This is a genomic window from Enterococcus sp. NBRC 3427, assembly GCF_007996925.1.
Taxonomy (GTDB): Bacteria; Bacillota; Bacilli; order Lactobacillales; family Enterococcaceae; genus Enterococcus_B; species Enterococcus_B lactis.
The window spans coordinates 1-23,815 of the sequence record NZ_BJLL01000013.1; the positions used below are offsets into that span (position 1 = coordinate 1).

Annotated in this window: 38 protein-coding genes; 1 reads left to right on the forward strand and 37 read right to left on the reverse strand. The window is 40.3% G+C overall.

What is annotated here, in order from left to right; all coding sequences use genetic code 11:
• Positions 1–57: 57 nt before the first annotated feature.
• The 37 genes from truA to rpsL form a co-directional block, all read right to left on the reverse strand.
• Positions 58–804 (reverse strand): tRNA pseudouridine(38-40) synthase TruA, encoded by a 747-nt coding sequence (gene truA / locus ESP02_RS04645; protein ID WP_002373153.1) that lies wholly within the window; start codon positions 802–804, stop codon positions 58–60.
• Between the two features lie 203 nt (positions 805–1,007).
• The gene (locus ESP02_RS04650) at positions 1,008–1,805 is read right to left on the reverse strand and encodes an energy-coupling factor transporter transmembrane protein EcfT (protein ID WP_002315505.1); all 798 of its coding nucleotides are present in this window, start codon (positions 1,803–1,805) and stop codon (positions 1,008–1,010) included.
• Positions 1,795–2,664 carry an energy-coupling factor ABC transporter ATP-binding protein gene (locus ESP02_RS04655; protein ID WP_002373152.1) on the reverse strand — a complete coding sequence of 290 codons (870 nt, stop codon included), beginning with the start codon at positions 2,662–2,664 and terminating at the stop codon, positions 1,795–1,797. Before ESP02_RS04655 ends, ESP02_RS04650 begins: the two co-directional genes overlap by 11 nt.
• The gene (locus tag ESP02_RS04660; protein WP_002290456.1) at positions 2,640–3,479 is read right to left on the reverse strand and encodes an energy-coupling factor ABC transporter ATP-binding protein; all 840 of its coding nucleotides are present in this window, start codon (positions 3,477–3,479) and stop codon (positions 2,640–2,642) included. Before ESP02_RS04660 ends, ESP02_RS04655 begins: the two co-directional genes overlap by 25 nt.
• A gap of 271 nt (positions 3,480–3,750) precedes the next feature.
• Positions 3,751–4,131, reverse strand: a complete 381-nt coding sequence (gene rplQ, locus ESP02_RS04665; protein WP_146925996.1) for a 50S ribosomal protein L17 — start codon at positions 4,129–4,131, stop codon at positions 3,751–3,753.
• Positions 4,132–4,158: 27 nt separating this feature from the next.
• Positions 4,159–5,097, reverse strand: coding sequence for a DNA-directed RNA polymerase subunit alpha (locus tag ESP02_RS04670; RefSeq protein WP_002288715.1), 939 nt, complete (start codon positions 5,095–5,097; stop codon positions 4,159–4,161).
• 79 nt (positions 5,098–5,176) lie between these two features.
• On the reverse strand, positions 5,177–5,566 hold the full coding sequence (rpsK, locus tag ESP02_RS04675) for a 30S ribosomal protein S11 (RefSeq protein ID WP_002288714.1): 390 nt from the start codon (positions 5,564–5,566) through the stop codon (positions 5,177–5,179).
• Between the two features lie 27 nt (positions 5,567–5,593).
• Positions 5,594–5,959: a 30S ribosomal protein S13 gene (rpsM, locus tag ESP02_RS04680; RefSeq protein WP_002288713.1), complete on the reverse strand. Its 366-nt coding sequence runs from the start codon at positions 5,957–5,959 to the stop codon at positions 5,594–5,596.
• 17 nt (positions 5,960–5,976) lie between these two features.
• Positions 5,977–6,093, reverse strand: coding sequence for a 50S ribosomal protein L36 (gene rpmJ, locus ESP02_RS04685; protein ID WP_002288710.1), 117 nt, complete (start codon positions 6,091–6,093; stop codon positions 5,977–5,979).
• A 32-nt stretch (positions 6,094–6,125) separates the two neighbouring features.
• Positions 6,126–6,344 carry a translation initiation factor IF-1 gene (infA, locus tag ESP02_RS04690; protein ID WP_002288695.1) on the reverse strand — a complete coding sequence of 73 codons (219 nt, stop codon included), beginning with the start codon at positions 6,342–6,344 and terminating at the stop codon, positions 6,126–6,128.
• Between the two features lie 190 nt (positions 6,345–6,534).
• Positions 6,535–7,182: an adenylate kinase gene (locus ESP02_RS04695; RefSeq protein ID WP_038398325.1), complete on the reverse strand. Its 648-nt coding sequence runs from the start codon at positions 7,180–7,182 to the stop codon at positions 6,535–6,537.
• 61 nt (positions 7,183–7,243) lie between these two features.
• Positions 7,244–8,539: a preprotein translocase subunit SecY gene (gene secY, locus ESP02_RS04700; protein WP_002288688.1), complete on the reverse strand. Its 1,296-nt coding sequence runs from the start codon at positions 8,537–8,539 to the stop codon at positions 7,244–7,246.
• The gene (gene rplO, locus ESP02_RS04705; protein ID WP_002288687.1) at positions 8,539–8,979 is read right to left on the reverse strand and encodes a 50S ribosomal protein L15; all 441 of its coding nucleotides are present in this window, start codon (positions 8,977–8,979) and stop codon (positions 8,539–8,541) included. The genes secY and rplO overlap by 1 nt, the downstream gene beginning before the upstream one ends.
• Positions 8,980–9,021: 42 nt before the next feature.
• Positions 9,022–9,201, reverse strand: coding sequence for a 50S ribosomal protein L30 (gene rpmD / locus ESP02_RS04710; RefSeq protein WP_002290455.1), 180 nt, complete (start codon positions 9,199–9,201; stop codon positions 9,022–9,024).
• A 14-nt stretch (positions 9,202–9,215) separates the two neighbouring features.
• Entirely contained in the window at positions 9,216–9,716 is a 501-nt protein-coding gene (gene rpsE, locus ESP02_RS04715) for a 30S ribosomal protein S5 (RefSeq protein WP_002288681.1), read from the reverse strand.
• Positions 9,717–9,736: 20 nt separating this feature from the next.
• The gene (gene rplR, locus ESP02_RS04720) at positions 9,737–10,093 is read right to left on the reverse strand and encodes a 50S ribosomal protein L18 (protein ID WP_002288679.1); all 357 of its coding nucleotides are present in this window, start codon (positions 10,091–10,093) and stop codon (positions 9,737–9,739) included.
• 160 nt (positions 10,094–10,253) lie between these two features.
• Entirely contained in the window at positions 10,254–10,790 is a 537-nt protein-coding gene (gene rplF / locus ESP02_RS04725) for a 50S ribosomal protein L6 (RefSeq protein ID WP_002309839.1), read from the reverse strand.
• 31 nt (positions 10,791–10,821) lie between these two features.
• Entirely contained in the window at positions 10,822–11,220 is a 399-nt protein-coding gene (rpsH, locus tag ESP02_RS04730) for a 30S ribosomal protein S8 (protein WP_002288675.1), read from the reverse strand.
• A gap of 35 nt (positions 11,221–11,255) precedes the next feature.
• A complete protein-coding gene (locus ESP02_RS04735; RefSeq protein WP_002288673.1) occupies positions 11,256–11,441 on the reverse strand; it encodes a type Z 30S ribosomal protein S14 in 186 nt (61 codons plus the stop codon).
• An 18-nt stretch (positions 11,442–11,459) separates the two neighbouring features.
• Positions 11,460–11,999 carry a 50S ribosomal protein L5 gene (rplE, locus tag ESP02_RS04740; RefSeq protein ID WP_002288671.1) on the reverse strand — a complete coding sequence of 180 codons (540 nt, stop codon included), beginning with the start codon at positions 11,997–11,999 and terminating at the stop codon, positions 11,460–11,462.
• A gap of 27 nt (positions 12,000–12,026) precedes the next feature.
• On the reverse strand, positions 12,027–12,335 hold the full coding sequence (rplX, locus tag ESP02_RS04745; RefSeq protein ID WP_002288670.1) for a 50S ribosomal protein L24: 309 nt from the start codon (positions 12,333–12,335) through the stop codon (positions 12,027–12,029).
• Between the two features lie 36 nt (positions 12,336–12,371).
• A complete protein-coding gene (rplN, locus tag ESP02_RS04750; RefSeq protein WP_002288669.1) occupies positions 12,372–12,740 on the reverse strand; it encodes a 50S ribosomal protein L14 in 369 nt (122 codons plus the stop codon).
• A gap of 57 nt (positions 12,741–12,797) precedes the next feature.
• Positions 12,798–13,064, reverse strand: a complete 267-nt coding sequence (rpsQ, locus tag ESP02_RS04755) for a 30S ribosomal protein S17 (RefSeq protein WP_002288668.1) — start codon at positions 13,062–13,064, stop codon at positions 12,798–12,800.
• Between the two features lie 24 nt (positions 13,065–13,088).
• Positions 13,089–13,277, reverse strand: a complete 189-nt coding sequence (gene rpmC, locus ESP02_RS04760) for a 50S ribosomal protein L29 (RefSeq protein WP_002288664.1) — start codon at positions 13,275–13,277, stop codon at positions 13,089–13,091.
• A complete protein-coding gene (gene rplP / locus ESP02_RS04765) occupies positions 13,267–13,701 on the reverse strand; it encodes a 50S ribosomal protein L16 (protein ID WP_002288661.1) in 435 nt (144 codons plus the stop codon). The genes rpmC and rplP overlap by 11 nt, the downstream gene beginning before the upstream one ends.
• A gap of 2 nt (positions 13,702–13,703) precedes the next feature.
• A complete protein-coding gene (gene rpsC / locus ESP02_RS04770) occupies positions 13,704–14,360 on the reverse strand; it encodes a 30S ribosomal protein S3 (RefSeq protein WP_002288659.1) in 657 nt (218 codons plus the stop codon).
• A gap of 13 nt (positions 14,361–14,373) precedes the next feature.
• Positions 14,374–14,721, reverse strand: coding sequence for a 50S ribosomal protein L22 (rplV, locus tag ESP02_RS04775; RefSeq protein ID WP_002290452.1), 348 nt, complete (start codon positions 14,719–14,721; stop codon positions 14,374–14,376).
• A gap of 22 nt (positions 14,722–14,743) precedes the next feature.
• Complete coding sequence (rpsS, locus tag ESP02_RS04780; protein ID WP_002288655.1) at positions 14,744–15,022, reverse strand: 30S ribosomal protein S19; 279 nt, start codon at positions 15,020–15,022, stop codon at positions 14,744–14,746.
• A 42-nt stretch (positions 15,023–15,064) separates the two neighbouring features.
• On the reverse strand, positions 15,065–15,898 hold the full coding sequence (gene rplB, locus ESP02_RS04785; protein ID WP_002290451.1) for a 50S ribosomal protein L2: 834 nt from the start codon (positions 15,896–15,898) through the stop codon (positions 15,065–15,067).
• Positions 15,899–15,936: 38 nt separating this feature from the next.
• Entirely contained in the window at positions 15,937–16,227 is a 291-nt protein-coding gene (rplW, locus tag ESP02_RS04790; protein ID WP_002290449.1) for a 50S ribosomal protein L23, read from the reverse strand.
• Positions 16,227–16,850 carry a 50S ribosomal protein L4 gene (gene rplD, locus ESP02_RS04795; RefSeq protein ID WP_002290446.1) on the reverse strand — a complete coding sequence of 208 codons (624 nt, stop codon included), beginning with the start codon at positions 16,848–16,850 and terminating at the stop codon, positions 16,227–16,229. Before rplD ends, rplW begins: the two co-directional genes overlap by 1 nt.
• 27 nt (positions 16,851–16,877) lie before the next feature.
• The gene (gene rplC, locus ESP02_RS04800; RefSeq protein WP_002290445.1) at positions 16,878–17,507 is read right to left on the reverse strand and encodes a 50S ribosomal protein L3; all 630 of its coding nucleotides are present in this window, start codon (positions 17,505–17,507) and stop codon (positions 16,878–16,880) included.
• Between the two features lie 30 nt (positions 17,508–17,537).
• Positions 17,538–17,846 (reverse strand): 30S ribosomal protein S10, encoded by a 309-nt coding sequence (rpsJ, locus tag ESP02_RS04805; RefSeq protein ID WP_002290443.1) that lies wholly within the window; start codon positions 17,844–17,846, stop codon positions 17,538–17,540.
• A 403-nt stretch (positions 17,847–18,249) separates the two neighbouring features.
• Positions 18,250–19,437, reverse strand: coding sequence for an elongation factor Tu (gene tuf / locus ESP02_RS04810; RefSeq protein ID WP_002373149.1), 1,188 nt, complete (start codon positions 19,435–19,437; stop codon positions 18,250–18,252).
• 171 nt (positions 19,438–19,608) lie between these two features.
• Complete coding sequence (fusA, locus tag ESP02_RS04815) at positions 19,609–21,696, reverse strand: elongation factor G (protein ID WP_010731719.1); 2,088 nt, start codon at positions 21,694–21,696, stop codon at positions 19,609–19,611.
• A 93-nt stretch (positions 21,697–21,789) separates the two neighbouring features.
• A complete protein-coding gene (rpsG, locus tag ESP02_RS04820) occupies positions 21,790–22,260 on the reverse strand; it encodes a 30S ribosomal protein S7 (RefSeq protein ID WP_002290440.1) in 471 nt (156 codons plus the stop codon).
• A gap of 83 nt (positions 22,261–22,343) precedes the next feature.
• A complete protein-coding gene (rpsL, locus tag ESP02_RS04825) occupies positions 22,344–22,757 on the reverse strand; it encodes a 30S ribosomal protein S12 (protein ID WP_002294318.1) in 414 nt (137 codons plus the stop codon).
• Positions 22,758–23,075: 318 nt separating this feature from the next.
• Here rpsL and rpiA point away from each other — a divergent pair, with 318 nt between their 5' ends.
• Positions 23,076–23,759: a ribose-5-phosphate isomerase RpiA gene (rpiA, locus tag ESP02_RS04830; RefSeq protein WP_002309842.1), complete on the forward strand. Its 684-nt coding sequence runs from the start codon at positions 23,076–23,078 to the stop codon at positions 23,757–23,759.
• The last annotated feature ends 56 nt before the right edge of the window (positions 23,760–23,815 follow it).

Below are 23,815 nucleotides of genomic sequence, written 5' to 3' on the forward strand. Positions count from 1 at the left end.
GCTATTTTGGTTTGGCTGTTCTTATTGCTTGATGCAGGGCAGCTTTTTCACAACCTCTTATTCATATTTCACTTCATACAAATAAAGTCCTTCAGGGTGTGCTGTAGGTCCTGCTGCATTACGATCTTTTTTCGCAATAATCGCTGGGATACTATCTTCAGGCAATCGGCCATTACCAATTTTCAATAGCGTTCCTACTAAGATACGTATCATCTTATACAAGAAGCCATTTCCCCTAAAAGTAAACAACAGTTCGTCTTTTGTTTCATTGACCTCCATCTTAGCCTCATAGATCGTACGTACTTTATCCTCTATCGAGCTTCCTGATGCGCAAAAAGAGGTGAAATCGTGGGTCCCCAATAAATCAGGTAGTGCCCGCTGAATTTTTTCCAAATCAAGTGGGTAAGGATAATAACTGGCATAATGACGTCGAAAGGGACTGCGTGGCTTGCCTATATCCACTCGGAATTGATAAGTTTTTTCTTTGACCAAATATCTTGCATGGAATTCTTCTGAAACGATTTCTACTTGTCTTACAGCGATATCCTCTGGTGACTGGGTATCTAACGCAAAACGCATTCGTTCTAACGGACGTTCTTCTGGATAATCAAAATGGATCACTTGCCCGATTGCATGTACTCCGGCATCTGTCCTTCCCGAACCAAAGACCGTGATTTCTTTCCCATTTGCCATTTTTTGTAATGTTTTTTCTACTTCTTCTTGAACAGTACGTCCATTTGGCTGTTTCTGGAACCCATTAAAATTTGTTCCGTCGTATGCAATGATTGCTTTGTAACGTACCATGGTTTTCTCTCCTTTGTTTCTAAAAAGTTGTCTAGAAATAGTGGTTTTTCCAGATAATGTTGTTTGTTCTTTTTTTCAAATAAAAGAAAGAGGCCTGTGACATTAGTCTGCCACAGACCCTAATGTTTCTTGTCATACACTGCACGCATCCTTTCTTGCAAATAGATTAGCAAGAAAAGGATAGATAGCGGTCCACTGAACGTTTATCCTCTTAAAAAGATCAGCAGCACGGTTAATAATATAAAAGCAATGATAACCATCGTGTCTCTATTATGCCAATGCAAGACACGATATTTCGTTCTTCCTTCCCCGCCCTTGTAGCCCCTTGCTTCCATAGCGGTCGCAAGATCTTCCGCTCGGTTGAAACTGCTGACAAATAAAGGTATCAGCAAAGGAATGACTGCTTTCATTTTCTGAACTAGATTGCCTTCACCAAAGTCAACACCACGCGCGCGCTGAGCGTTCATGATCTTTTCTGTTTCATCCATCAATGTAGGCACAAAACGAAGCGCAATCGACAGCATCAAAGAAATTTCGTGGACTGGGAACCGTACGGCTTTCAATGGTCGAAGCAAGTACTCAATCGCATCAGATAATTCCAAAGGCGGTGTAGTAAGCGTGAGCAGCGTCGACATAAAAATAATCAACACGAATCGGCAGAAAATAAAGAGACCGTTCATCACCCCAAATTCAGTGATATGGAAAACACCCCAACTCCAATAAGTTTCTCCGCCACTAGTAAACAAGACTTGCAAAGCTACAGTAAAGAGGATCAGCCAAATCAATGGGCGAATACCTCGGATAAAAAATTTCAAGTCTACTTTTGATAAGAAGACAGAAAATAATGTGAAAACTGCCAATACAAGATATGTTTCCCAATTATTTGCTAAAAAAATGATACCAATAAAATAAAAACTGGCTAATAATTTGGCTCGGGGATCCAATCGATGGATCAAGGAATCTCCTGGCATATAACGACCAAATATCAATTTATTCATCATGGGCATTTCCTCCAGCAGAATGGACGATGGCGTCTGCTAATTCTTCAGCTGTCAAAGGTAAGGTAGTGAAGTCCATCCCTTTAGCCATTAATTCTTCTGCAAATTCTGTGGCAGTAGGTACACCTAACTGTTTTTCTTTTAGCCATTCGATGTTTTGAAAAACCTCTTTGGGCTGCCCGCTATTAACGATTCGCCCCTTCTCCAGTACATAGACATAGTCTGCAAAATTAGCTACATCATCCATTAAATGCGTCACTAAAACAATAGTAATCTGTTGTTCCTTATGAAGACGCCAAAACATCTCCATCATTTCTTTTCTGCCCTGAGGATCAAGTCCTGCCGTTGGTTCATCCAATACAAGTACTTCAGGCTTCATGGCAAGCACACCAGCGATTGCTACTCTACGCATTTGCCCTCCTGAAAGTTCAAATGGTGAACGTTCCAAATAGCTTTCATCCAGTCCAACTTGTTCTAATGTTTCTTTTGCTAGTATCACCGCTTCTTCTTCACTGACACCAAAGTTTTTAGGACCGAAGGCAATATCTTTTGCCACTGTTTCTTCGAATAGCTGTGCTTCTGGAAACTGAAAGACGATGCCGACTTTTTTTCGGATAGGCTTTAGATTTTTATTATCCGTATCTGGCTGAATGTCGCGTTCTCCAATATGGACGGTACCGCTTGTTGGCTTAACAAGCGCATTCAAATGTTGGAGTAAAGTTGATTTCCCGCTTCCGGTATGCCCTACTAATGCTGTATAACTGTTTTCTTTGATCGTCATATTGATGTCAAATAAGGCCCGTTGTTCAAATGGTGTATTCGGCTGATAAGTGAAGTCTACTTGTTCAAAACGGATGTCCATAACCAATCCACCATCCTTTCTTCTGTCATATATTCACTTGGCACATCTACCCCACGTTCTTTCAGTGCACGTTTCAGTTTTTCAGGAAATGGTAGATCTAGACCTAAATCGATCAGTTCAGGACCCGCAGAAAAGATTTCTTTTGGTGTACCTTCACGGACAAGTTCTCCTTGCCTCATCACTAGTATCCGATTGGCATTAGCTGCCTCATCAATATCATGAGTGATAGATATAACGGTCAATTGACTTTCTTCTTTGATCTTCTTGATCGTAGAAATCACTTCTTCACGGCCTTCTGGATCTAGCATACTTGTTGCTTCATCTAAAATAATGATATCAGGTCGTAAGGCAACCACGCCGGCAATAGCAACACGCTGTTTTTGTCCTCCTGATAAACGAGCAGGCTCGCGTGTAGCAAACTCAGCCATTCTAACTTTCTCAAGTGCATCTTTCACACGTATCAGCATTTCTTCTCTGGGAATCCCTTGATTTTCAAGACCAAACGCAACGTCATCTTCTACTGTCGAACCAACGAACTGATTGTCTGGATTTTGAAAAACCATTCCAACCATTTGCCGGATCGTCCAAATGTTTTCTTCATCCAATACTTGATTTCCGACTTTCACGACCCCTGATTCTGGCAGAAGTAGCCCATTGATTGTTTTGGCAAGTGTCGATTTTCCTGAACCGTTGTGTCCAATAATAGCGATCCACTCACCTTTATCAATTGTAAAGGAGACATCTTTCAATGCGGGGCGAAGATCATCTGGCTGGTATTTGTAATTTATTTTCTCTAATTCAATAATTGGCTCCATGATTACTCCTTCTTCATCCTAAAGTTCCTACTAACACTATCAAAAAAAGACAAAATTTTCAATTATTTCTCGCTTAAAATGTTTTTTTATGCCTTCAAGCAGAGCTGTCATGACAGTTAATTAAAGGTATAAAAAAACACTTTATGATGAGTGCTTACTCCCCAAGCGATATTCGCTTGAGGAGCAGCGCTGAGCTAGACTCGGAAAAATATCTTCCAACATCATAACACTCTAAAAGAATCATCTATAAAGTGATGTTATTAGTGTGATTTTAGACAAGTTCTAAGACAACCATTGGTGCACCATCACCGCGTCTTGGTTCTGTCTTCAAAATGCGTGTGTATCCGCCTTGACGTTCTGCGTAACGAGGTACAATATCGTTGAATAGTTTTTGTAAAGCTGATTCAATGACGATGTCCTCATTTTCTTCACGCACGCTGGCAACTTCATTACGTACGAAAGCCGCAGCTTGACGACGTGCATGCAAATCTCCGCGTTTACCTAAAGTGATCATTTTTTCTGCAGTTGAGCGAACTTCTTTCGCACGAGCTTCAGTAGTCACAATACGTTCGTTGATTAATAAATCAGTTGTTAAATCACGCAACATCGCTTTACGTTGGCTAGATGTGCGTCCTAGTTTACGATAACTCACGTTGGTTTCCCTCCTTCGTAAAAGGTTTTAATCTTCTTTACGTAAACCTAAACCTAAGTCGTGCAATTTTGCTTTAACTTCTTCTAATGATTTACGTCCTAAGTTACGGACTTTGATCATTTCAGGCTCAGATTTATTTGTAAGTTCTTGTACAGTATTGATTCCTGCACGTTTCAAACAATTGTAAGAGCGAACAGACAAGTCTAACTCTTCGATCGTCATTTCCAACATTTTTTCTTTTTGTGTTTCTTCTTTTTCGACCATGATTTCAGCATTTTTTGCTTCATCAGTTAAGTTCACAAAAATATCCAAATGTTCAGTCATGATTTTCGCAGATAAACTCATTGCTTCCAACGGTTCGATTGAACCATCTGTCCAAATCTCCATCGTCAATTTATCAAAATCTTCACGGTGTCCAACACGTGTGTTCTCAACTTGATAGTTCACACGACGAACAGGTGTGTAGATTGAATCGACTGGAAGAACGCCAATTGGCATATCTTCTTTTTTATTTTCATCTGCTTGAACATAACCACGTCCAGGTTTCACTGTTAAGCGAGCATGGAACGTAGCTCCTTCAGAGACACTACAGATGTACATATCTTTGTTAAGAATTTCTACATCACTATCAACGATAATATCGCCAGCAGTTACTGTAGCAGGTCCGGTAATATCGATTTCAAGGGTTTTTTCTTCTTGGCCATACATTTTCAGCGCTAAGCCTTTAATGTTCAAGATGATTTGAGTGACGTCTTCTCTAACACCTTTGATGGTAGAGAATTCATGCAGTACACCATCGATTTGAATATTAGTGATGGCAGCACCTGGCAAAGAAGATAATAAAATACGACGTAGGGAATTCCCTAAAGTAGTCCCATACCCTCTTTCAAGAGGTTCAACGATGAACTTGCCATAATCTTTTTCTTCATCAATTTTTGCGATTCTTGGTTTTTCGAACTCAATCATTCTTATCTTTACCCCTTTCAAAACGAAAAGTGTCTTGTTCAATGACGTTACTGATAAAACTCAAAATGAGCGGCACTCATTAAACACGACGGCGTTTTGGAGGGCGGGCACCATTATGAGGAACTGGAGTCACGTCACGAATTGCAGTCACTTCTAAACCTGTAGCTTGTAATGAACGAATTGCTGCTTCACGTCCAGAACCAGGTCCTTTAACTGTTACTTCAACAGTCTTTAATCCGTGTTCCATTGCTGCTTTTGTAGCAGTTTCTGCTGCCATTTGAGCGGCAAAAGGAGTTGATTTTTTGCTTCCTTTGAAACCTAATGAACCAGCTGATGACCACGCTAATGCATTTCCGTGAGTATCAGTGATCATGATGATAGTGTTATTGAATGTAGAATGGATATGTGCAATACCTGCTTCTATATTCTTCTTCACACGGCGTTTACGATTCACTTTTTTTGCTGCCATGAAGTTTTAACCTCCTTCACTTAAGAATTATTTTTTCTTGCCAGCGATAGCGCGAGCTGGGCCTTTACGAGTACGTGCATTGTTTTTCGTGTTTTGTCCACGAACAGGCAATCCACGGCGATGACGGATTCCACGGTAAGAACCGATTTCCATCAAACGTTTGATGTTCAAGTTCACTTCACGACGAAGATCCCCTTCAACTTTTAATTTATCTACTTCTGCACGGATAGCATCTGTTTGTTCATTCGTTAATTCACGAACGCGAACATCTTCAGATACACCAGCATCAGCTAAGATCTTTTTAGCAGTAGTGTTACCAATACCATAGATATAAGTAAGTGAAACTACCACACGTTTATCACGAGGAATATCTACTCCTGCAATACGAGCCATATTTATAGCACCTCCAATTATCCTTGACGTTGTTTATGTTTTGGATTTGCTGGGCAAATCACCATAACGCGTCCTTTACGACGAATTACTTTACAATGTTCGCACATTGGTTTTACTGATGGTCTTACTTTCATGATAATACCTCCTGTAGTTTTACGGAGTACAATTATTTAAAGCGATAAGTAATACGGCCACGGTTAAGATCGTATGGAGACAATTCAACCGTTACTTTGTCACCAGGTAAGATACGGATGTAATGCATACGAATTTTACCTGAAACAGTAGCAAGAACTTGGTGTCCGTTTTCTAGTTCAACTTTAAACATTGCATTCGGCAAAGTTTCGACGACTGTACCTTCGACTTCAATCATATCTTCTTTTGCCACGCACAGTACCTCCTTGTACTTGTTTCGCATTTTCACACGATAAAATGGCGGAAACTGCAGTTCCCACCTCAAAATTCTCAAAATGGATCATCTAGAGGATTCTCTAGAAGTCGGACTGACATATTCTATCATAATTTATTGAACTTGACAAGAGTAACTGCATAATGCAAGTCGGCTACGGGCAATCGTGCTATTTTTCAATGATTTTTTGTACATCTGCAAATACAGCATCGATTTCACGAGCACCATCAATAGTGTTTAGCAAACCTTGTTCTTTATAATAAGCCAAGATTGGTTCACTATTTTTGATGTTGATAGCCAGACGATTTTTAACCGTCTCAGGTTTATCATCTTCTCTTTGATAGAATTCATGCCCACCGCAACGATCACATGTGTCTTCAACTTTTGTAGGGTTGAAAATTTTATGGTAAGTTGCTCCACAATTGCTGCAGATAAATCGGCCGGCTAGACGTTCGACCAAGATTTCTTCACCAACATGGATATCGATGACAGCATCAATTTTTTTATTCAAATCTTTTAGCATTACGTCCAGAGCTTTTGCTTGATCTAGTGTACGTGGAAAGCCGTCTAATAAGAAGCCTTTCTCTGTATCTGGTTCAGCTAATCGCTCTTTCACGATTCCATTTGTTACTTCATCAGGAACTAATGCACCTTTATCCATATAAGACTTTGCTTCCAGGCCAAGAGCTGTTTCGTTTTGCATCGCTGCGCGGAACATATCTCCTGTTGAGATGTGCGGAATACCATAAGCGTCAATGATTTTTTCAGCTTGTGTTCCTTTACCTGCGCCTGGCAGCCCCATTAAAATGAGGTTCATTGTTTTCCCTCCTAATAAATGTGTGAGAACGTGTGTTGAGGAAGAACCTCAACACGCTTTCTTACTCAATGAATCCAACATATTTACGTTTCAGCATTAAGCCTTCTAACTGTTTCGCAGTTTCTAAAGCTACACCGATAACGATCAGTAAGCTTGTACCGCCTAATCCGATTGATTGTGGAAGATCCCAAACCATTTGAGCAATGATTGGAAGCAATGCCACTAAACCAAGGAAGACTGCACCAACTGTACTTAAACGCATCAGTAATCTTGAGACATACTCTTCAGTCCCCTTACCAGGGCGTACGCTTGGTATATAACTTCCTTGCTTTTGCAAGTTTTCCGCTAATTTCTCAGGGTTTACTTGTACAAAGGCGTAGAAGAAAGTGAAGGCAACGATCAGAATCGTATAAATCGTAGCACCAGGTGCTGTATTATAGTTAAAGATCTCCATCATCACTTTATACCAGTTTTCAGAACCGAATCTACCACTCAATGCTTGTAAAACAGCATTTGGCGTAGCAATAAACGAACTAGCAAAGATAACTGGAATAACTCCAGCTGCATTTACTTTCAACGGCAGATAGCTGCTTGTAGGCGCGCCAGCGACACGTTTCGTATATTGGATCGGGATCTTGCGTTCAGCTTGTTGGAAAAATGTTACGAATGTCACGATCAATAAGACCGCTACTAATAAAATGGCCACAAAAATAGCAGATTTCCATATGTCTGAAGGATCGATATTTATAAAGTAATCTTCATAAATTTCTCTGATACTTTCAGGCAATCTAGAAATGATACCTGCAAAAATGATCATTGATACGCCATTTCCGATACCTTTTTCTGTGATCTGTTCTCCTAGCCAAGTAACAAACATCGTACCGGCTGTTAGAATCAAACCGATCGTTACGTAAGTTGCTACGTTAGGATTATTCACGAAACCTAATTGAGCGTATTGGTTGAATCCAGCAGTGATACCGACAGATTGGATAAATGCCAATACTAATGTCAGATATCGAGTGGCTTGATTCAATTTTTTACGACCCACTTCCCCTTGTTTCGACCATTCAACAAATCGAGGCACGATGTCCATTTGAAGAAGCTGAATGACGATAGAAGCAGTAATGTATGGTGAAACCCCCATTGAGAAAATGGAGAAGTTTTGCATCGCACTACCACTTACCAAGTTCAACATGTTGAAAAATGGCAAAGAAGAAAGGTTTTGCAATGAAGCAGCATTTACGCCTGGTACAGTGATATGTGCACCTAGGCGAAATACAAACAACACAAATACAGTAAATAGGATTTTTGATCTAATGTCTTTTACTTTAAAAGCATCTTTTAATAGTCTAAACATTAGATCACCTCGATTGATCCACCAGCCGCTTCAATTGCTTCTTGAGCTGCTTTAGAGAATTTTGCTGCTTTCACAGTTAATTTCTTGTTTAGTTCCCCGTTAGCTAATACTTTGATTCCAGCTTTTTCGTTTTTCACGATTCCAGCTTCAACTAAGGCAACAGGAGTTACTTCAGCTCCGTCTTCAAAGCGGTTCAATACATCAAGATTGATGACTGCATAGTCTTTACGGTTCACGTTTGTGAATCCTCGTTTTGGTAAACGACGGAACAATGGTGTTTGTCCCCCTTCAAATCCTAAACGCACACCACCGCCTGAACGGGCTTTTTGTCCTTTTTGTCCGCGTCCGGCAGTTTTTCCGTTACCAGATGAAGTACCACGACCAACACGGTTACGTACTTGGCGTGAACCTTCAGCAGGTTTTAATTCATGAAGTTTCATAGGTTTGGCACCTCCTTAATATTCTAGTTCTGATTTTTTTAATTAAACTTCTTCAACGTCCACTAGGTGAGAAACAGTATTGATCATGCCTTTAATTGCTTCATTAGAAGGCTTAACCACTGAACTGTTAATCTTTGTAAGACCTAACGCTTTAACTGTATCGCGTTGGTTTTGAGGACGTCCGATAATACTGCGTTTTAAAGTAACTTTTAATTCAGCCATTATTGTTGTCCTCCTTATCCGATTAATTCTTCAACTGATTTGCCGCGAAGTTCTGCAACTTCTTCTGCACGTTTCAATTGTTTCAAACCTTCAACTGTTGCGCGAACAACGTTGATTGGTGTATTTGAGCCTAAAGATTTAGAAGTGATATCTGCTACCCCAGCTAATTCTAATACGGCACGAACTGGTCCGCCAGCAGCAACCCCAGAACCTTCTACAGCAGGTTTCATTAGGATTCTACCACCACTAAAAGCACCGATTACTTCGTGTGGGATTGTTGAACCAACCATAGGTACTTCAACTAAGTTTTTCTTCGCATCTTCAATTGCTTTACGGATTGCTTCAGGAACTTCTTGAGCTTTACCTGTACCAAATCCTACGTGTCCGTTTTTGTCACCGACAACAACTAAAGCAGCAAAACGTAGACGACGTCCACCTTTAACAACTTTTGTTACACGGTTAATTGCAACAACGCGGTCTTCTAATTCCAAATGTTTTGGATCGATATAAACCATGAATGGTATTCCTCCTTCTTCTAAAATTCTAGTCCATTTTCGCGAGCAGCTTCAGCTAAAGCTTGCACACGGCCATGGTAAAGGTATCCACCACGGTCAAAGACTACTACTTTAATGCCTTTTTCAGCTGCACGTTCAGCAACTAGTTTACCGACAGCTTGTGCTGCTTCTGTTTTTGTTCCACCTGAAATTTCTTTATCCAAGGTAGAGGCACTTGCTAGCGTTACACCCGCTACGTCATCAATAATTTGAGCGTAGATGTTTTTGTTAGAACGAAAAACGTTCAAGCGTGGGCGCTCAGCAGTACCAGAGATATTGTTACGTACACGACGATGTCTCTTTTGACGTGTTTTGTTCTTATCTGGTTTTGTAATCACAATTGTCACCTCTTTATTTTTATTGTACTACTATTTCAAGCAGTAAATACGTTTCGAAAAATAGAAGCTGCGGCACAAGTAAAAATTTATTTTTTTGAAGGTAAACTTCAGCCAAATGCCTTTTTCCTGCTGCTGGCTTCTATGCAATTTTTCTAAACGATTATTTACCAGTTTTACCTTCTTTACGGCGTACATATTCGCCAACATAACGAATACCTTTACCTTTATAAGGTTCTGGAGGACGAGTTCCGCGAATATTTGCAGCTAATTCGCCAACTTCTTCTTTGTTCGCACCTTTAACAATTACTTGTGTGTTAGCTGGTACTTCAACAGTTACTCCAGCTGGTGGTGTGATTTCTACTGGATGTGAGTAACCAACGTTCAATACAAGTTTTGATCCTTGTAATTGTGCACGGTACCCAACCCCGATTAGTTCTAACGCTTTTTGGAAACCTTCGCTGACACCTACAACCATGTTGTTGAAGTTCGCACGAGTTGTTCCATGAATTGTTTTCATTTCTTTACTGTCGTTTGGACGAGTGAAAGTCACTTCGTTTCCTTCGATATTCATTTTGATATCTGCTGAGAAAGTACGAGTCAATTCACCTTTTGGTCCTTTAACTGTAACGTTGTTTCCTTCTTGAGTAACTGTTACTCCTTCAGGGATAACAACGACTTTATTTCCGATACGGCTCACTTAAAGACACCTCCTTGTAGATTCTACTTGATTACCATACGTAAGCGATAACTTCGCCGCCGATATTTTTTTCACGAGCTTCTTTATCAGTGACAACACCTTCAGAAGTCGAAATGATTGCGATACCTAAACCGTTCAATACTTTTGGTACTTCGTCAGCTTTGACATAAGCACGCAAACCTGGTTTAGAGATACGTTTTAAGTTTGTGATAACACGTTCGCCGTTTTTACCAAATTTTAGGAAAACACGGATCACGCCTTGTTTGTCATCTTCGATGTATTCAACATCACGAACGAAACCTTCACGTTTCAAGATTTCAGCGATGTCACGTTTAATTTTTGATGCAGGTACTTCTAAAGACTCATGTTTAACCATGTTTGCGTTACGGATACGAGTTAGAAAATCTGCAATTGGATCTGTCATGACCATTGATCTTTTACCTCCTTCTTATGCGAATTTACTTTTTACCAGCTAGCTTTCTTCACGCCGGGAATTTGACCTTTATAGGCAAGTTCGCGGAAGCAAATACGGCAAAGATGGAACTTACGATAAACTGAATGTGGACGTCCGCAACGTTCGCAACGAGTATAAGCTTGTGTTGAAAATTTTGCAGGACGTTTGTTTTTAGCAATCATTGATTTTTTAGCCACGTAGTTCGCCTCCTTTAATTATTTTTGGAATGGCATGCCTAATTGTGTCAACAACTCACGAGATTCTTCATCAGAGTTTGCTGTTGTTACAATAACGATGTCCATACCACGTACTTTATCTACTAAATCATAATCTACTTCTGGGAAGATCAATTGTTCTTTAATACCTAAAGTATAGTTTCCACGACCGTCAAAGGCTTTTTTACTTACACCATGGAAGTCACGTACACGTGGTAGTGAAACTGAAACCAATTTGTCTAAGAATTCGTACATTCTTTCTCCGCGCAATGTAACTTTTGCACCAATTGGCATTCCTTCACGTAAACGGAATCCAGCGATTGATTTTTTAGCTTTTGTAATCATTGGTTTTTGACCAGTGATCAAAGTTAATTCTTCAACTGCTTTATCTAAGTTTTTAGCGTTTGATACCGCATCACCAACACCCATGTTGATGACGATTTTTTCAACTTTAGGTGTTTGCATAACAGAGCTATAGTTAAATTTTTCCATCAATGATGGAGTTACTTCTTTAAGATATTTTTCTTTTAGGCGGTTCATTCAGTAAGACCCTCCTTCCTTAAACTTTTATTTATCTAAAACTTCACCGGTTTTTTTAGAAACACGGACTTTTTTGCCGTCTACTTCTTTGTAGCCAACTCGGCCAGCTACACCAGTAGAGTCAACCACCATCACGTTAGAAACATGAATTGGCGCTTCCATCTCAACAATTCCACCTTGAGGAGCAGCTTGAGAAGGTTTTTGGTGTTTTTTAACGACATTTACACCTTCGACAATAACTTTATCTTTTTTCGGGAACGCTGCTAGTACAACGCCTTCTTTGTTTTTGTCTTTTCCAGTGATAACTTTAACTTTATCGCCTTTTTTAACAAACATAACTGTTTCGCACCTCCTTTGATAAGTGTCTCAAGATTATAAAACTTCTGGTGCTAGTGAAACGATCTTCATGAAGTTGTTTTCACGTAGTTCACGTGCAACTGGCCCAAAGATACGTGTTCCACGAGGGCTTTTATCATCACGAATAATCACTGCAGCATTTTCATCAAATTTAATATATGAACCGTCTGTACGACGAGCTCCTGATTTTGTTCGAACGATAACGGCTTTAACGACGTCACCTTTTTTGACAACCCCACCTGGCGTTGCTTGTTTAACCGTAGCAACGATCACATCACCGATGTTAGCAGTTTTACGACCAGATCCACCAAGGACTTTGATCGTCAAAATTTCACGTGCGCCTGAGTTATCAGCGACTTTTAAACGACTTTCTGCTTGGATCACGTTGTGTATCCTCCTTTCAGATTTTGCATTCAATCTATATAGGAAAATCTCGTGTTATTAGATAATAACTGCTTCTTCGACTACTTCCAACAAACGGAAACGTTTTGTAGCTGATAATGGACGAGTTTCCATAATTCTCACGATGTCGCCAACTTTTGCTGTGTTGTTTTCATCATGCACTTTGTATTTCTTAGAATAGTTCATGCGTTTGCCATAGATAGGGTGGTTTTTCTTTGTTTCGACAGCAACGGTAATTGTTTTATCCATTTTGTCTGAAACCACGCGACCTTGATAAACTTTGCGTTGATTTCTTCCTTCAGTCATACGCTTAATGGCCTCCTTCCATAATTACTTAGCTTGTTCACGCAACACAGTTTTGATGCGTGCAATCGATTTACGTACTTCTTTAATACGTGCAGTGTTTTCTAATTGACCTGTTGCTAATTGGAATCTAAGATTAAACAATTCTTCTTTTAATTGTTTTTCTTGATCAAGCATTTCGGCAGTGGTTAATTCTCTGATTTCTTTAACCTTCATTCGATTCACCACCCATTTCCTCACGTTTTACGATCTTAGTTTTCATTGGTAATTTGTGAGAAGCTAGACGTAACGCTTCACGAGCTACTTCTTCAGGAACGCCTGCGATTTCAAACATGATTTTACCACGTTTTACTGGTGCAACCCATCCTTCAGGTGCCCCTTTACCAGAACCCATACGTACCCCAATTGCTTTGGCAGTATAAGATTTGTGAGGGAAAATTTTAATCCATACTTTCCCACCACGTTTCATGTAACGAGTCATTGCGATACGAGCAGCTTCGATTTGGCGGTTTGTGATCCAATGTGAATCAACAGCTTGCAAACCGTATTCACCGAATGCTACTTCTTTTCCGCCTTTAGCTTCCCCGCGCATTTTTCCGCGGAATTCACGACGGTGTTTTACACGTTTAGGTACTAACATGATTATTTCCCTCCTTTCTCAGTGTTTTTTTTAGTTGGAAGAATTTCTCCACGATAGATCCACACTTTAACTCCTAGTTTTCCGTATGTTGTATCTGCTTCTTCCCATGCGTAATCAATGTCCGCACGTAAAGTATGAAGAGGAACAGTTCCCTCTGAGTATCCTTCTGAACGAGCGATATCTGCTCCGTTTAGACGACCAGATACTTGAGTTTTGATCCCTTGAGCGCCAGCACGCATTGAGCGTTGGATCGCTTGTTTTTGAGCGCGACGGAAAGCAACACGGTTTTCTAATTGACGTGCGATTCCTTCACCTACTAATTTTGCATCTAGATCTGGTTTTTTGATTTCCACGATGTTGATGTGGATTCTTTTACCAGTTAATTTGTTTAATTCTTTTCTTAGGCTTTCGACTTCAGAACCGCCTTTACCAATAACCATACCTGGTTTAGCTGTGTGAATTGAAATGTTTACGCGACCTGTTGCACGTTCGATTTCAACTGTTGATACAGCAGCATCAGCAAGTTTAGTTGAAATAAATTTACGGATTCTTAAATCTTCGTGTAAGAACTCAGCATACTCTTTTTCAGCATACCATTTAGCATCCCAGTCGCGGATGATGCCTACACGCATTCCAATTGGATGTACTTTTTGACCCACTGATTATCCCTCCTTATTTTTCTGATACGACTACCGTGATATGACTTGTACGTTTGTTGATTGGAGAAGCTGATCCTTTTGCACGAGGACGGAAACGTTTCATTGTAGGTCCTTCGTTAACAAAAGCTTCGGTTACTACCAAGTTTTCAACATCTAAGTCAAAGTTATTTTCTGCATTCGCAACTGCTGACATCAATACTTTTTCAATGATTCCAGCAGATTTGTTTGGTGTGAATTTCAAGATTGAAATTGCATCTGCGACACTTTTACCTCTGATAAGGTCAATTACTAAACGGGCTTTTCGAGGTGAAGTGCGAACTGTTTTTGCAGTTGCTTTAGCTGATGTGATTTGTTCTGCCATTTGGATTTATCCTCCCCTCAAATTAGCGTTTCGTTTTCTTATCGTCAGCAGCATGTCCACGATAAGTTCTTGTAGGTGCAAATTCACCTAATTTGTGTCCTACCATGTCTTCTTGGATGTAAACTGGTACATGTTTACGTCCATCATAAACTGCGATGGTATATCCAACAAAACTTGGGAAAACTGTTGAACGGCGTGACCAAGTTTTGATAACTTTTTTCTTTTCAACCCCTGCTTGAGCTTCAACTTTTTTCATTAAATGCTCATCGACAAAAGGTCCTTTCTTTAAACTACGACCCATGGTGAACCTCCTCTCAAAATGTGCGACACATGGTCAAAGTAATTATTTATTTTTGCGACGACGAACAATAAGTTTGTCTGATTTAGCTTTTTTGTTACGAGTTTTGTAACCAAGAGCTGGTTGACCCCAAGGAGAAACTGGTGCTTTACGTCCGATAGGAGCTTTACCTTCACCACCACCGTGTGGGTGATCATTAGGGTTCATTACGCTACCACGTACAGTTGGGCGTTTACGCATCCAACGAGAGCGTCCAGCTTTACCGATGTTGATTAATTCGTGTTGTTCGTTACCTACAGAACCGATTGTTGCGCGGCATGCAGCTAAGATCATACGAACTTCACCAGAGTTCAAGCGGATCAATACGTATTTGCCTTCTTTACCAAGTACTTGAGCACTTGTACCAGCAGAACGGATCAATTGTCCACCTTTACCAGGTTTCATTTCAATGTTGTGGATAACAGTACCAACTGGAATGTTTTCTAATGGAAGAGCATTTCCGACTTTGATATCTGCTTCTGGACCTGAAACAAGTTTCATACCCACTTCTAGTCCTTTAGGTGCTAAGATGTAAGCTTTCACTCCATCTTCATAGTGTACTAACGCGATGTTAGCTGAACGGTTTGGATCATATTCGATCGTTTGAACAGTTGCAACAACGTTGTCTTTGTTACGTTTGAAGTCGATCACGCGATATTGGCGTTTGTGTCCGCCACCTTGATGACGTACAGTGATGCGGCCGTTGTTGTTACGTCCAGCATGGTTTTTCAATGGTTGTAACAATGATTTTTCAGGTGTTGATGTTGTGATTTCAGCAAAATCAGAACCTGTCATGTTACGACGACCATTTGAGGTAGGTTTGTACTTTTTAATCGCCACGTTTTTCCCTCCTAATTTAATGAGTTATCTATTAGTGCTTATTCAGCAGCTTCGAATAATTGGATTTCTTTTGAATCTTCAGTCAATGTAACGATCGCTTTGCGACGTTTTTTTGTATATCCTGCATATTTGCCCATACGTTTGAATTTCGCACGTACGTTCACGATGTTCACGTTTTTGACTTTAACGTCAAAAGCAGCTTCTACCGCTTGTTTTACTAAAGTTTTGTTTGCGCGAGTGTCCACTTCAAAAGTGTATTTCTTGTCATCCATGGCAAGCATTGATTTTTCAGTGATCACTGGGCGTTTGATTACGTCTAGTAAGTTCATTATGCAAGCACCTCCTCAATTTGAGTAAGAGCAGTTTGTGTTGCTAACACTTTTGTATTTGATACAACGTCTAGCACACTCACATTATCAGAAGTTACTACAGAAACGTTTGGTAAGTTACGTGCTGATAAAGCAGCAAAGTCGTTACCTTTTTCTAGAACAACCAATACTTTAGAGTCGATAGATAAGTTAGCAAGAACTTGTTTGAATTCTTTTGTTTTTGGTGCGTCGAAGTTCAAGCCTTCGATTGCTACCAAGTTGTTTTCAGCAACTTTTTCTGACAATACAGATTTCATTGCTAAACGACGAACTTTTTTAGGAAGTTTGTAGCTGTAAGAACGTGGTGTTGGTCCAAAGACTACGCCACCTCCACGCCATTGTGGTGAGCGGATAGATCCTTGACGTGCACGACCTGTTCCTTTTTGACGCCATGGTTTACGTCCACCGCCACGAACAGCGCTACGGTTTTTAACCGCGTGTGTTCCTTGTCTTAATGACGCACGTTGCATTACGATTGCATCGTAAACAACACTTTCATTAGGTTCAATTCCGAAGATTTCTTCGTTAAGTGTGATTTCACCGTTTTGGCTTCCATCTTGTTTGAATAATGCTACATTCGGCATTCCTTAGTTCCTCCTTTCTTCCTACAATTATTTAGCTTTCACAGCTGATTTGATAGTGATTAAAGATTTTTTCGCTCCAGGAACATTACCTTTGATTAAGATAACATTTCTTTCTGCATCTACACGTACAACTTCCAAGTTTTGGATAGTTACGCGGTTGCCACCCATACGGCCAGCAAGACGTTTGTTTTTGAATACACGGTTAGGTGCAACTGGACCCATTGACCCAGGACGGCGATGGTAACGAGAACCGTGAGCCATTGGTCCGCGGCTTTGTCCATGGCGTTTGATAACCCCTTGGAATCCTTTACCTTTCGTAGTACCTGTTACATCAATAATGTCTCCTGCTTGGAAAACATCTACTGTAATTTCTTTTCCTACTTCATATTCTCCTAGCTCAACATTTTTGAATTCACGAATGAAGCGCTTAGGAGCCGTGTTTGCTTTTGCAACATGACCTTTCGCAGGTTTGTTTGATAAAACTTCACGCATATCTTGGTAACCAACTTGAATAGCTTCGTAGCCATCCGTTTCCATTGTTTTCACTTGTAGTACTACGTTTGGCGTAGCTTCTACAACAGTAACTGGAATTAATTCACCAGATTCAGTGAAGATTTGTGTCATTCCCACTTTTTTCCCTAAGATTCCTTTGGTCATGAGTACACCTCCATTATTTTTGTTTTAGTTTTATAATTTGATTTCGATGTTTACACCAGATGGTAAGTCTAGCTTCATCAAAGCATCAACAGTTTTTGGTGTTGGGTTCACAATGTCGATAAGACGTTTGTGTGTACGCATTTCGAATTGTTCGCGTGAATCTTTGTATTTATGAGTCGCACGGATGATTGTGTAAAGACTGCGTTCAGTTGGTAATGGAATTGGACCAGACACGCTAGCTCCAGTTCTTTTTGCAGTTTCCACGATTTTATCCGCTGATTGATCTAAAATACGGTGTTCATACGCTTTTAAACGGATACGAATTTTTTGTTTTGCCATCTTGTTCCCTCCTTCGCCTATTTTGAAAAGTAGACATAGCTCCACGAAAATTTCCGTCACGCTCGTTCGTGGCAAAGCGTCCGGGCGTGTCGCAACCTCTCGTTTCTTAGCCGACGAAATCAATCTGATTACGTCTGTGCAATTCACTAAAGTAAACGCACCTTTGTCATTATAATATATATAAACTCACAACGCAAGGCTTTTTCTTGTAAAAAATATTTTGTTTTCATAAAGTTTCATTTAGAAAACACTAACTCTTTTATTTCGCGTTCCTTCTATTATAATGCCCTGTCTTTTCTTTCCTGAGCCTGCAATAAATAAAAAAGCTCGGAACAAAGATCCTGAGATCTTCATTCCGAGCGATTACGTCCGAATAAATGTTGCTTAGTTTTGCTTAATTCAATTAAGCTTTGATTTCTGTAACGACACCGGCACCAACTGTACGTCCGCCTTCACGGATTGAGAATTTAGTACCGTTTTCGATAGCGATTGGGTGGATTAATTCAACTTCCATTGTTACGTTGTCGCCAGGCATAACCATTTCAGTTCCTTCTGGTAATTCAACAACACCTGTTACGTCAGTTGTACGGAAGTAGAATTGTGGACGGTAGTTAGTGAAGAATGGAGTGTGACGTCCACCTTCTTCTTTTGTCAACACGTATACTTCTGCAGAGAATTTTGTATGAGGTGTGATTGTACCTGGTTTAGCCAAAACTTGTCCACGTTGGATGTCTTCACGTGCAACACCACGTAGTAAAGCACCAATGTTGTCTCCAGCTTCAGCGTAGTCTAACAATTTACGGAACATTTCAACACCAGTAACTGTTGTTTTTGAAGTTTCTTCAGAAATACCAACAACTTCAACTTCGTCACCAACGCGAACTTGTCCACGTTCCACACGACCTGTAGCAACAGTACCACGACCAGTAATTGAGAACACGTCTTCAACTGGCATCATGAATGGTTTGTCGTTTTCACGTTCTGGAGTTGGGATGTATTCGTCAACTGCAGCCATTAATTCAAGAATTTTTTCTTCGTATGAAGCGTCGCCTTCTAGAGCTTTCAAAGCTGAACCAGCAACTACAGGAACATCGTCACCAGGGAATTCGTATTCTGTTAATAGGTCACGAACTTCCATTTCAACTAATTCTAGTAATTCTTCGTCATCAACCATGTCTACTTTGTTCAAGAATACAACGATGTAAGGAACACCAACTTGACGAGACAATAGGATGTGTTCACGAGTTTGAGGCATAGGGCCATCAGCAGCAGAAACTACCAAGATAGCTCCGTCCATTTGAGCAGCACCAGTGATCATGTTTTTAACGTAGTCCGCGTGTCCTGGGCAGTCAACGTGAGCATAGTGACGTGCGTCAGTTTCGTACTCAACGTGAGCTGTTGAGATTGTGATTCCGCGTTCGCGTTCTTCTGGAGCACCATCGATTTGATCGTAAGCCATAGCTTGGCCGCCGTTTTTCTTAGATAGTACAGTTGTGATTGCAGCTGTTAATGTAGTTTTACCATGGTCAACGTGTCCGATAGTACCAATGTTAACGTGTGGTTTAGAACGGTCAAATTTTTCTTTTGCCATTTTAAAATGTCCTCCTAAAAATACAATATATTTTTTATTTGTCTGATAGGTATATGATGTACACGAGGTACACCACATGCCCATATCATCGATAATTATTTTACACGAAACTATATTAAAAATATAGTCTCTTTGGATAATCTCTTTGCAGGACTATCCGGTTTTAAGAAATTATTCAGCTTTTCCGCCGTTTTTCTTAATGATTTCTTCTTGTACTGATTTTGGTACATCTTCGTAGTGGTCAAATGTCATTGTAAATGTACCACGACCTTGAGTAGCAGAACGAAGAGTTGTAGCATAACCAAACATTTCAGCAAGTGGAACCATCGCACGAACAACTTGTTGGCCGCCAGCGCGAGCTTCCATACCTTCAACACGTCCACGACGAGCAGTTACGTGACCCATAACATCACCTAAGTAATCTTCAGGGATAACAACTTCTACAGCCATGATTGGTTCAAGGATTACTGGATTAGCTTTCTTAGCTGCTGCACGTAATGCCATAGAAGCAGCAACACGGAAGGCAGTTTCATTTGAATCGACATCATGGTATGAACCATCGTAAAGTTTAGCTTTGATATCTACTAATGGATAGCCAGCTAAGACACCATTTTCCATAGCATCTTTCAAACCAGTTTCAACAGCTGGAATGTATTCACGAGGAACAACCCCACCAACGATCGCATTTTCAAATTCGAAACCAGCACCTTCTTCGTTTGGTGTAAATTCGATCCATACGTGACCGTATTGACCTTTACCACCAGACTGACGTACAAACTTACCTTCGGCTTGAGTGCCAGCACGGAAAGTTTCACGGTAAGATACTTGAGGCGCACCTACGTTAGCTTCAACTTTGAATTCACGACGCATACGGTCAACGATGATATCTAAGTGAAGTTCACCCATACCAGCGATGATTGTTTCGCCTGTTTCCACGTTTGTTTCAGCACGGAAAGTAGGATCTTCTTCAGATAGTTTTTGTAAAGCCACACCCATTTTATCTTGGTCAGCTTTTGATTTAGGTTCAATAGCGACTTGGATAACTGGTTCTGGGAATTCCATTGATTCAAGAATAACTAGATTCTTTTCATCACATAGTGTGTCCCCAGTAGTTGTGTCTTTCAAACCAACAGCAGCAGCGATATCTCCAGCGTAAACTTCAGAGATTTCTGAACGAGAGTTGGCATGCATCTGTAGGATACGACCAACACGTTCGCGTTTGCCTTTTGTTGCGTTTTGTACGTATGAACCTGATTTTAAAACACCAGAGTACACACGGAAGAAAGTTAAACGACCTACGAATGGGTCAGTCATAACTTTAAATGCTAAAGCTGAGAAAGGAGCGCTGTCGTCTGCAGGACGTTCTACTTCTTCATCAGTTTTAGGGTCAATCCCTTTGATAGCTGGGATATCTAACGGTGATGGCAAGTAATCAAGAACAGCGTCCAATAGTAATTGAACCCCTTTGTTCTTAAATGCTGAACCACATAGTACTGGGTAGAATTCTACGTTAACTGTTGCGCGGCGGATACCTTCTTTTAACTCAGCTTCAGTGATTTCTTCACCTTCTAAGTATTTCAAAGTAAGTTCTTCATCAGTTTCAGCTACAGCTTCAACCAATTTTTCGCGCCATTCTTCAGCTAATTCGCGGTATTCTTCAGGAATTTCTGTTTCTTCGATCTCTGTTCCAAGATCGTTTGTATACATTTCAGCCTTCATTGTTACAAGGTCAATAATTCCTGTAAAGTCGTCTTCCGCACCAATTGGTAATTGGATTGGGTGAGCGTTTGCTTGCAAACGGTCATGTAAAGTTGATACTGAATATAAGAAGTCAGCACCGATCTTATCCATTTTGTTTGCAAATACGATACGAGGTACACCGTAAGTTGTTGCTTGACGCCAAACTGTTTCAGTTTGAGGTTCAACACCTGATTGTGCATCAAGAACAGTTACAGCACCATCAAGTACACGCAATGAACGTTCAACTTCAACTGTGAAGTCTACGTGTCCTGGTGTGTCGATGATGTTGATTCGGTGACCCTTCCATTGTGCTGTAGTAGCAGCAGAAGTGATCGTAATCCCACGTTCTTGTTCTTGTTCCATCCAGTCCATTTGTGAAGCTCCTTCATGAGTTTCACCAATTTTATGGATTTTACCAGTATAGTACAAGATACGTTCAGTAGCAGTCGTTTTACCAGCATCGATGTGGGCCATGATACCGATATTACGAGTGTTGTGTAAAGAAAATTCTCTGGTCATTCTCCTTGTTTCTCCTCTCTTTACTATCTAGTTGCTAAAAATAAGGACACTATCTGAGGTCGGCTTATAAAAGCCGACCAAACAGAGAGAATCTTACCAGCGATAGTGAGCAAACGCACGGTTGGCATCAGCCATTTTATGAGTGTCTTCACGTTTTTTAACAGAAGCACCTGTGTTGTTTGCAGCATCCATGATTTCTTTTGCTAAGCGTTCTTCCATTGTGTGTTCACCGCGCAAGCGAGCGTAGTTTACTACCCAACGAAGACCTAGAGTAACGCGGCGTTCAGGGCGAACTTCAACTGGTACTTGGTAGTTTGAACCCCCAACACGACGTGCTTTAACTTCAAGAACAGGTTGAACGTTTTTCATTGCTTGTTCAAACACTTCTAATGGATCGTTACCTGTAGATTCTTTGATCAAGTCAAAGGCATTATAGATAATGTTAGCTGCAATCCCGCGTTTTCCGTCAACCATTACACGGTTGATCAAGCGAGTTACTAATTTTGAGTTATAAATAGGATCTGGTAAAACATCACGTTTTGCAACAGGACCTTTACGTGGCATCCGTAACTCCTCCTTCCGAAATATTGTTCATAGTAATTACTTCTATATAATAGAAGCAAGTTTCATTTGTTTAATAATTAAAATTAAGCTTTAGGTTTTTTAGTTCCGTATTTAGAACGGCTTTGTTTACGGTCGTTAACACCAGCAGTATCTAAAGCACCGCGAACGATATGGTAACGTACCCCTGGTAAGTCTTTTACACGACCACCGCGTAATAATACAACACTGTGTTCTTGTAAGTTATGACCAATCCCTGGGATATAAGCAGTAACTTCAATTAAGTTTGACAAACGAACACGTGCATATTTACGTAAAGCTGAGTTCGGTTTTTTAGGTGTCATTGTACCCACACGAGTTGCTACCCCACGTTTTTGAGGTGAGTTTACGTTAGTTTGAGTTTTCTTAAAGCTGTTATATCCTTTGTTCAAAGCAGGTGAATTAGATTTTTCCACCTTTGATTTACGAGGTTTACGTACTAATTGGTTAATTGTAGGCATTCCTTGTTTCCTCCTTCCCACGATTTGCGTCTAGTTCCACACATCCAGGTGGTTCTTTTTTTGCGATAAAAAATAAATGCAATGTCTGCATCCTTATCAAATATGCTTTGATAAACAGTCAGCACGTTTCTTCACAGAAACCTGTAGATAAAGCACCTTTGTTAGAATATCACGAATGAAAAAACATGTCAACAAGAGATGTAAATTTTTTTGAAAAAGCTTTATTGCAATAAAAAAGAATGGTATCTTTTTGCCGTAAAGCACGCTAAAATAGTGAGGAAAGCACGAAGCTCAAATTAAAAAAAGGTGGATGCAAAGATGAATTTAAAACAATTAGCTGGCATTGAAGCCGCGAAATTCGTAAAGGACGGGATGATCGTTGGTCTCGGGACCGGTTCAACCGCCTATTATATGGTAGAAGAGATTGGTCGCCGTATGCGTGAAGAAGGATTACGTATCACAGGAGTCACTACTTCAAATGCGACAAAAGAACAGGCGGAAAAATTAGGAATACCGCTAAAGAGTATTGACGAAGTCCCAGTAGTCGATCTGACGATAGATGGTGCTGATGAAATCAGTGCTGATTTTCAAGGGATAAAAGGCGGCGGTGCTGCTTTGCTTTTCGAGAAAATAGTCGCTACGTACTCAAAAGAAACGATTTGGATCGTTGATTCTTCTAAATTAGTCCATAAACTTGGGAAGTTCCCACTCCCAGTTGAAGTCATCCCTTATGGCTCCCAACAGCTACTTCATATTTTTGACGAAAAAGGATTCCAACCTGTTTTGCGTACAGACGAAAACGGCGAAGTCCTAACCACAGATGGTGGTCATTATATCATTGATCTGCATCTAGAAGTTATTGAACAACCAGAAAGCTTAGCTACCTATTTAGATGAACTTGTTGGGGTAGTCGAACATGGACTTTTCCTAAATATGGTTTCAAAAGTTGTGGTAGGTTCAGAAAAAGGTGTTGAGATTCTTGATGCCATCCGCCATAAATAAAGAAAAACTGCTTGATTATCCAATAAAAAAAGACAGCGGAAAATTTGCGAAAAAAC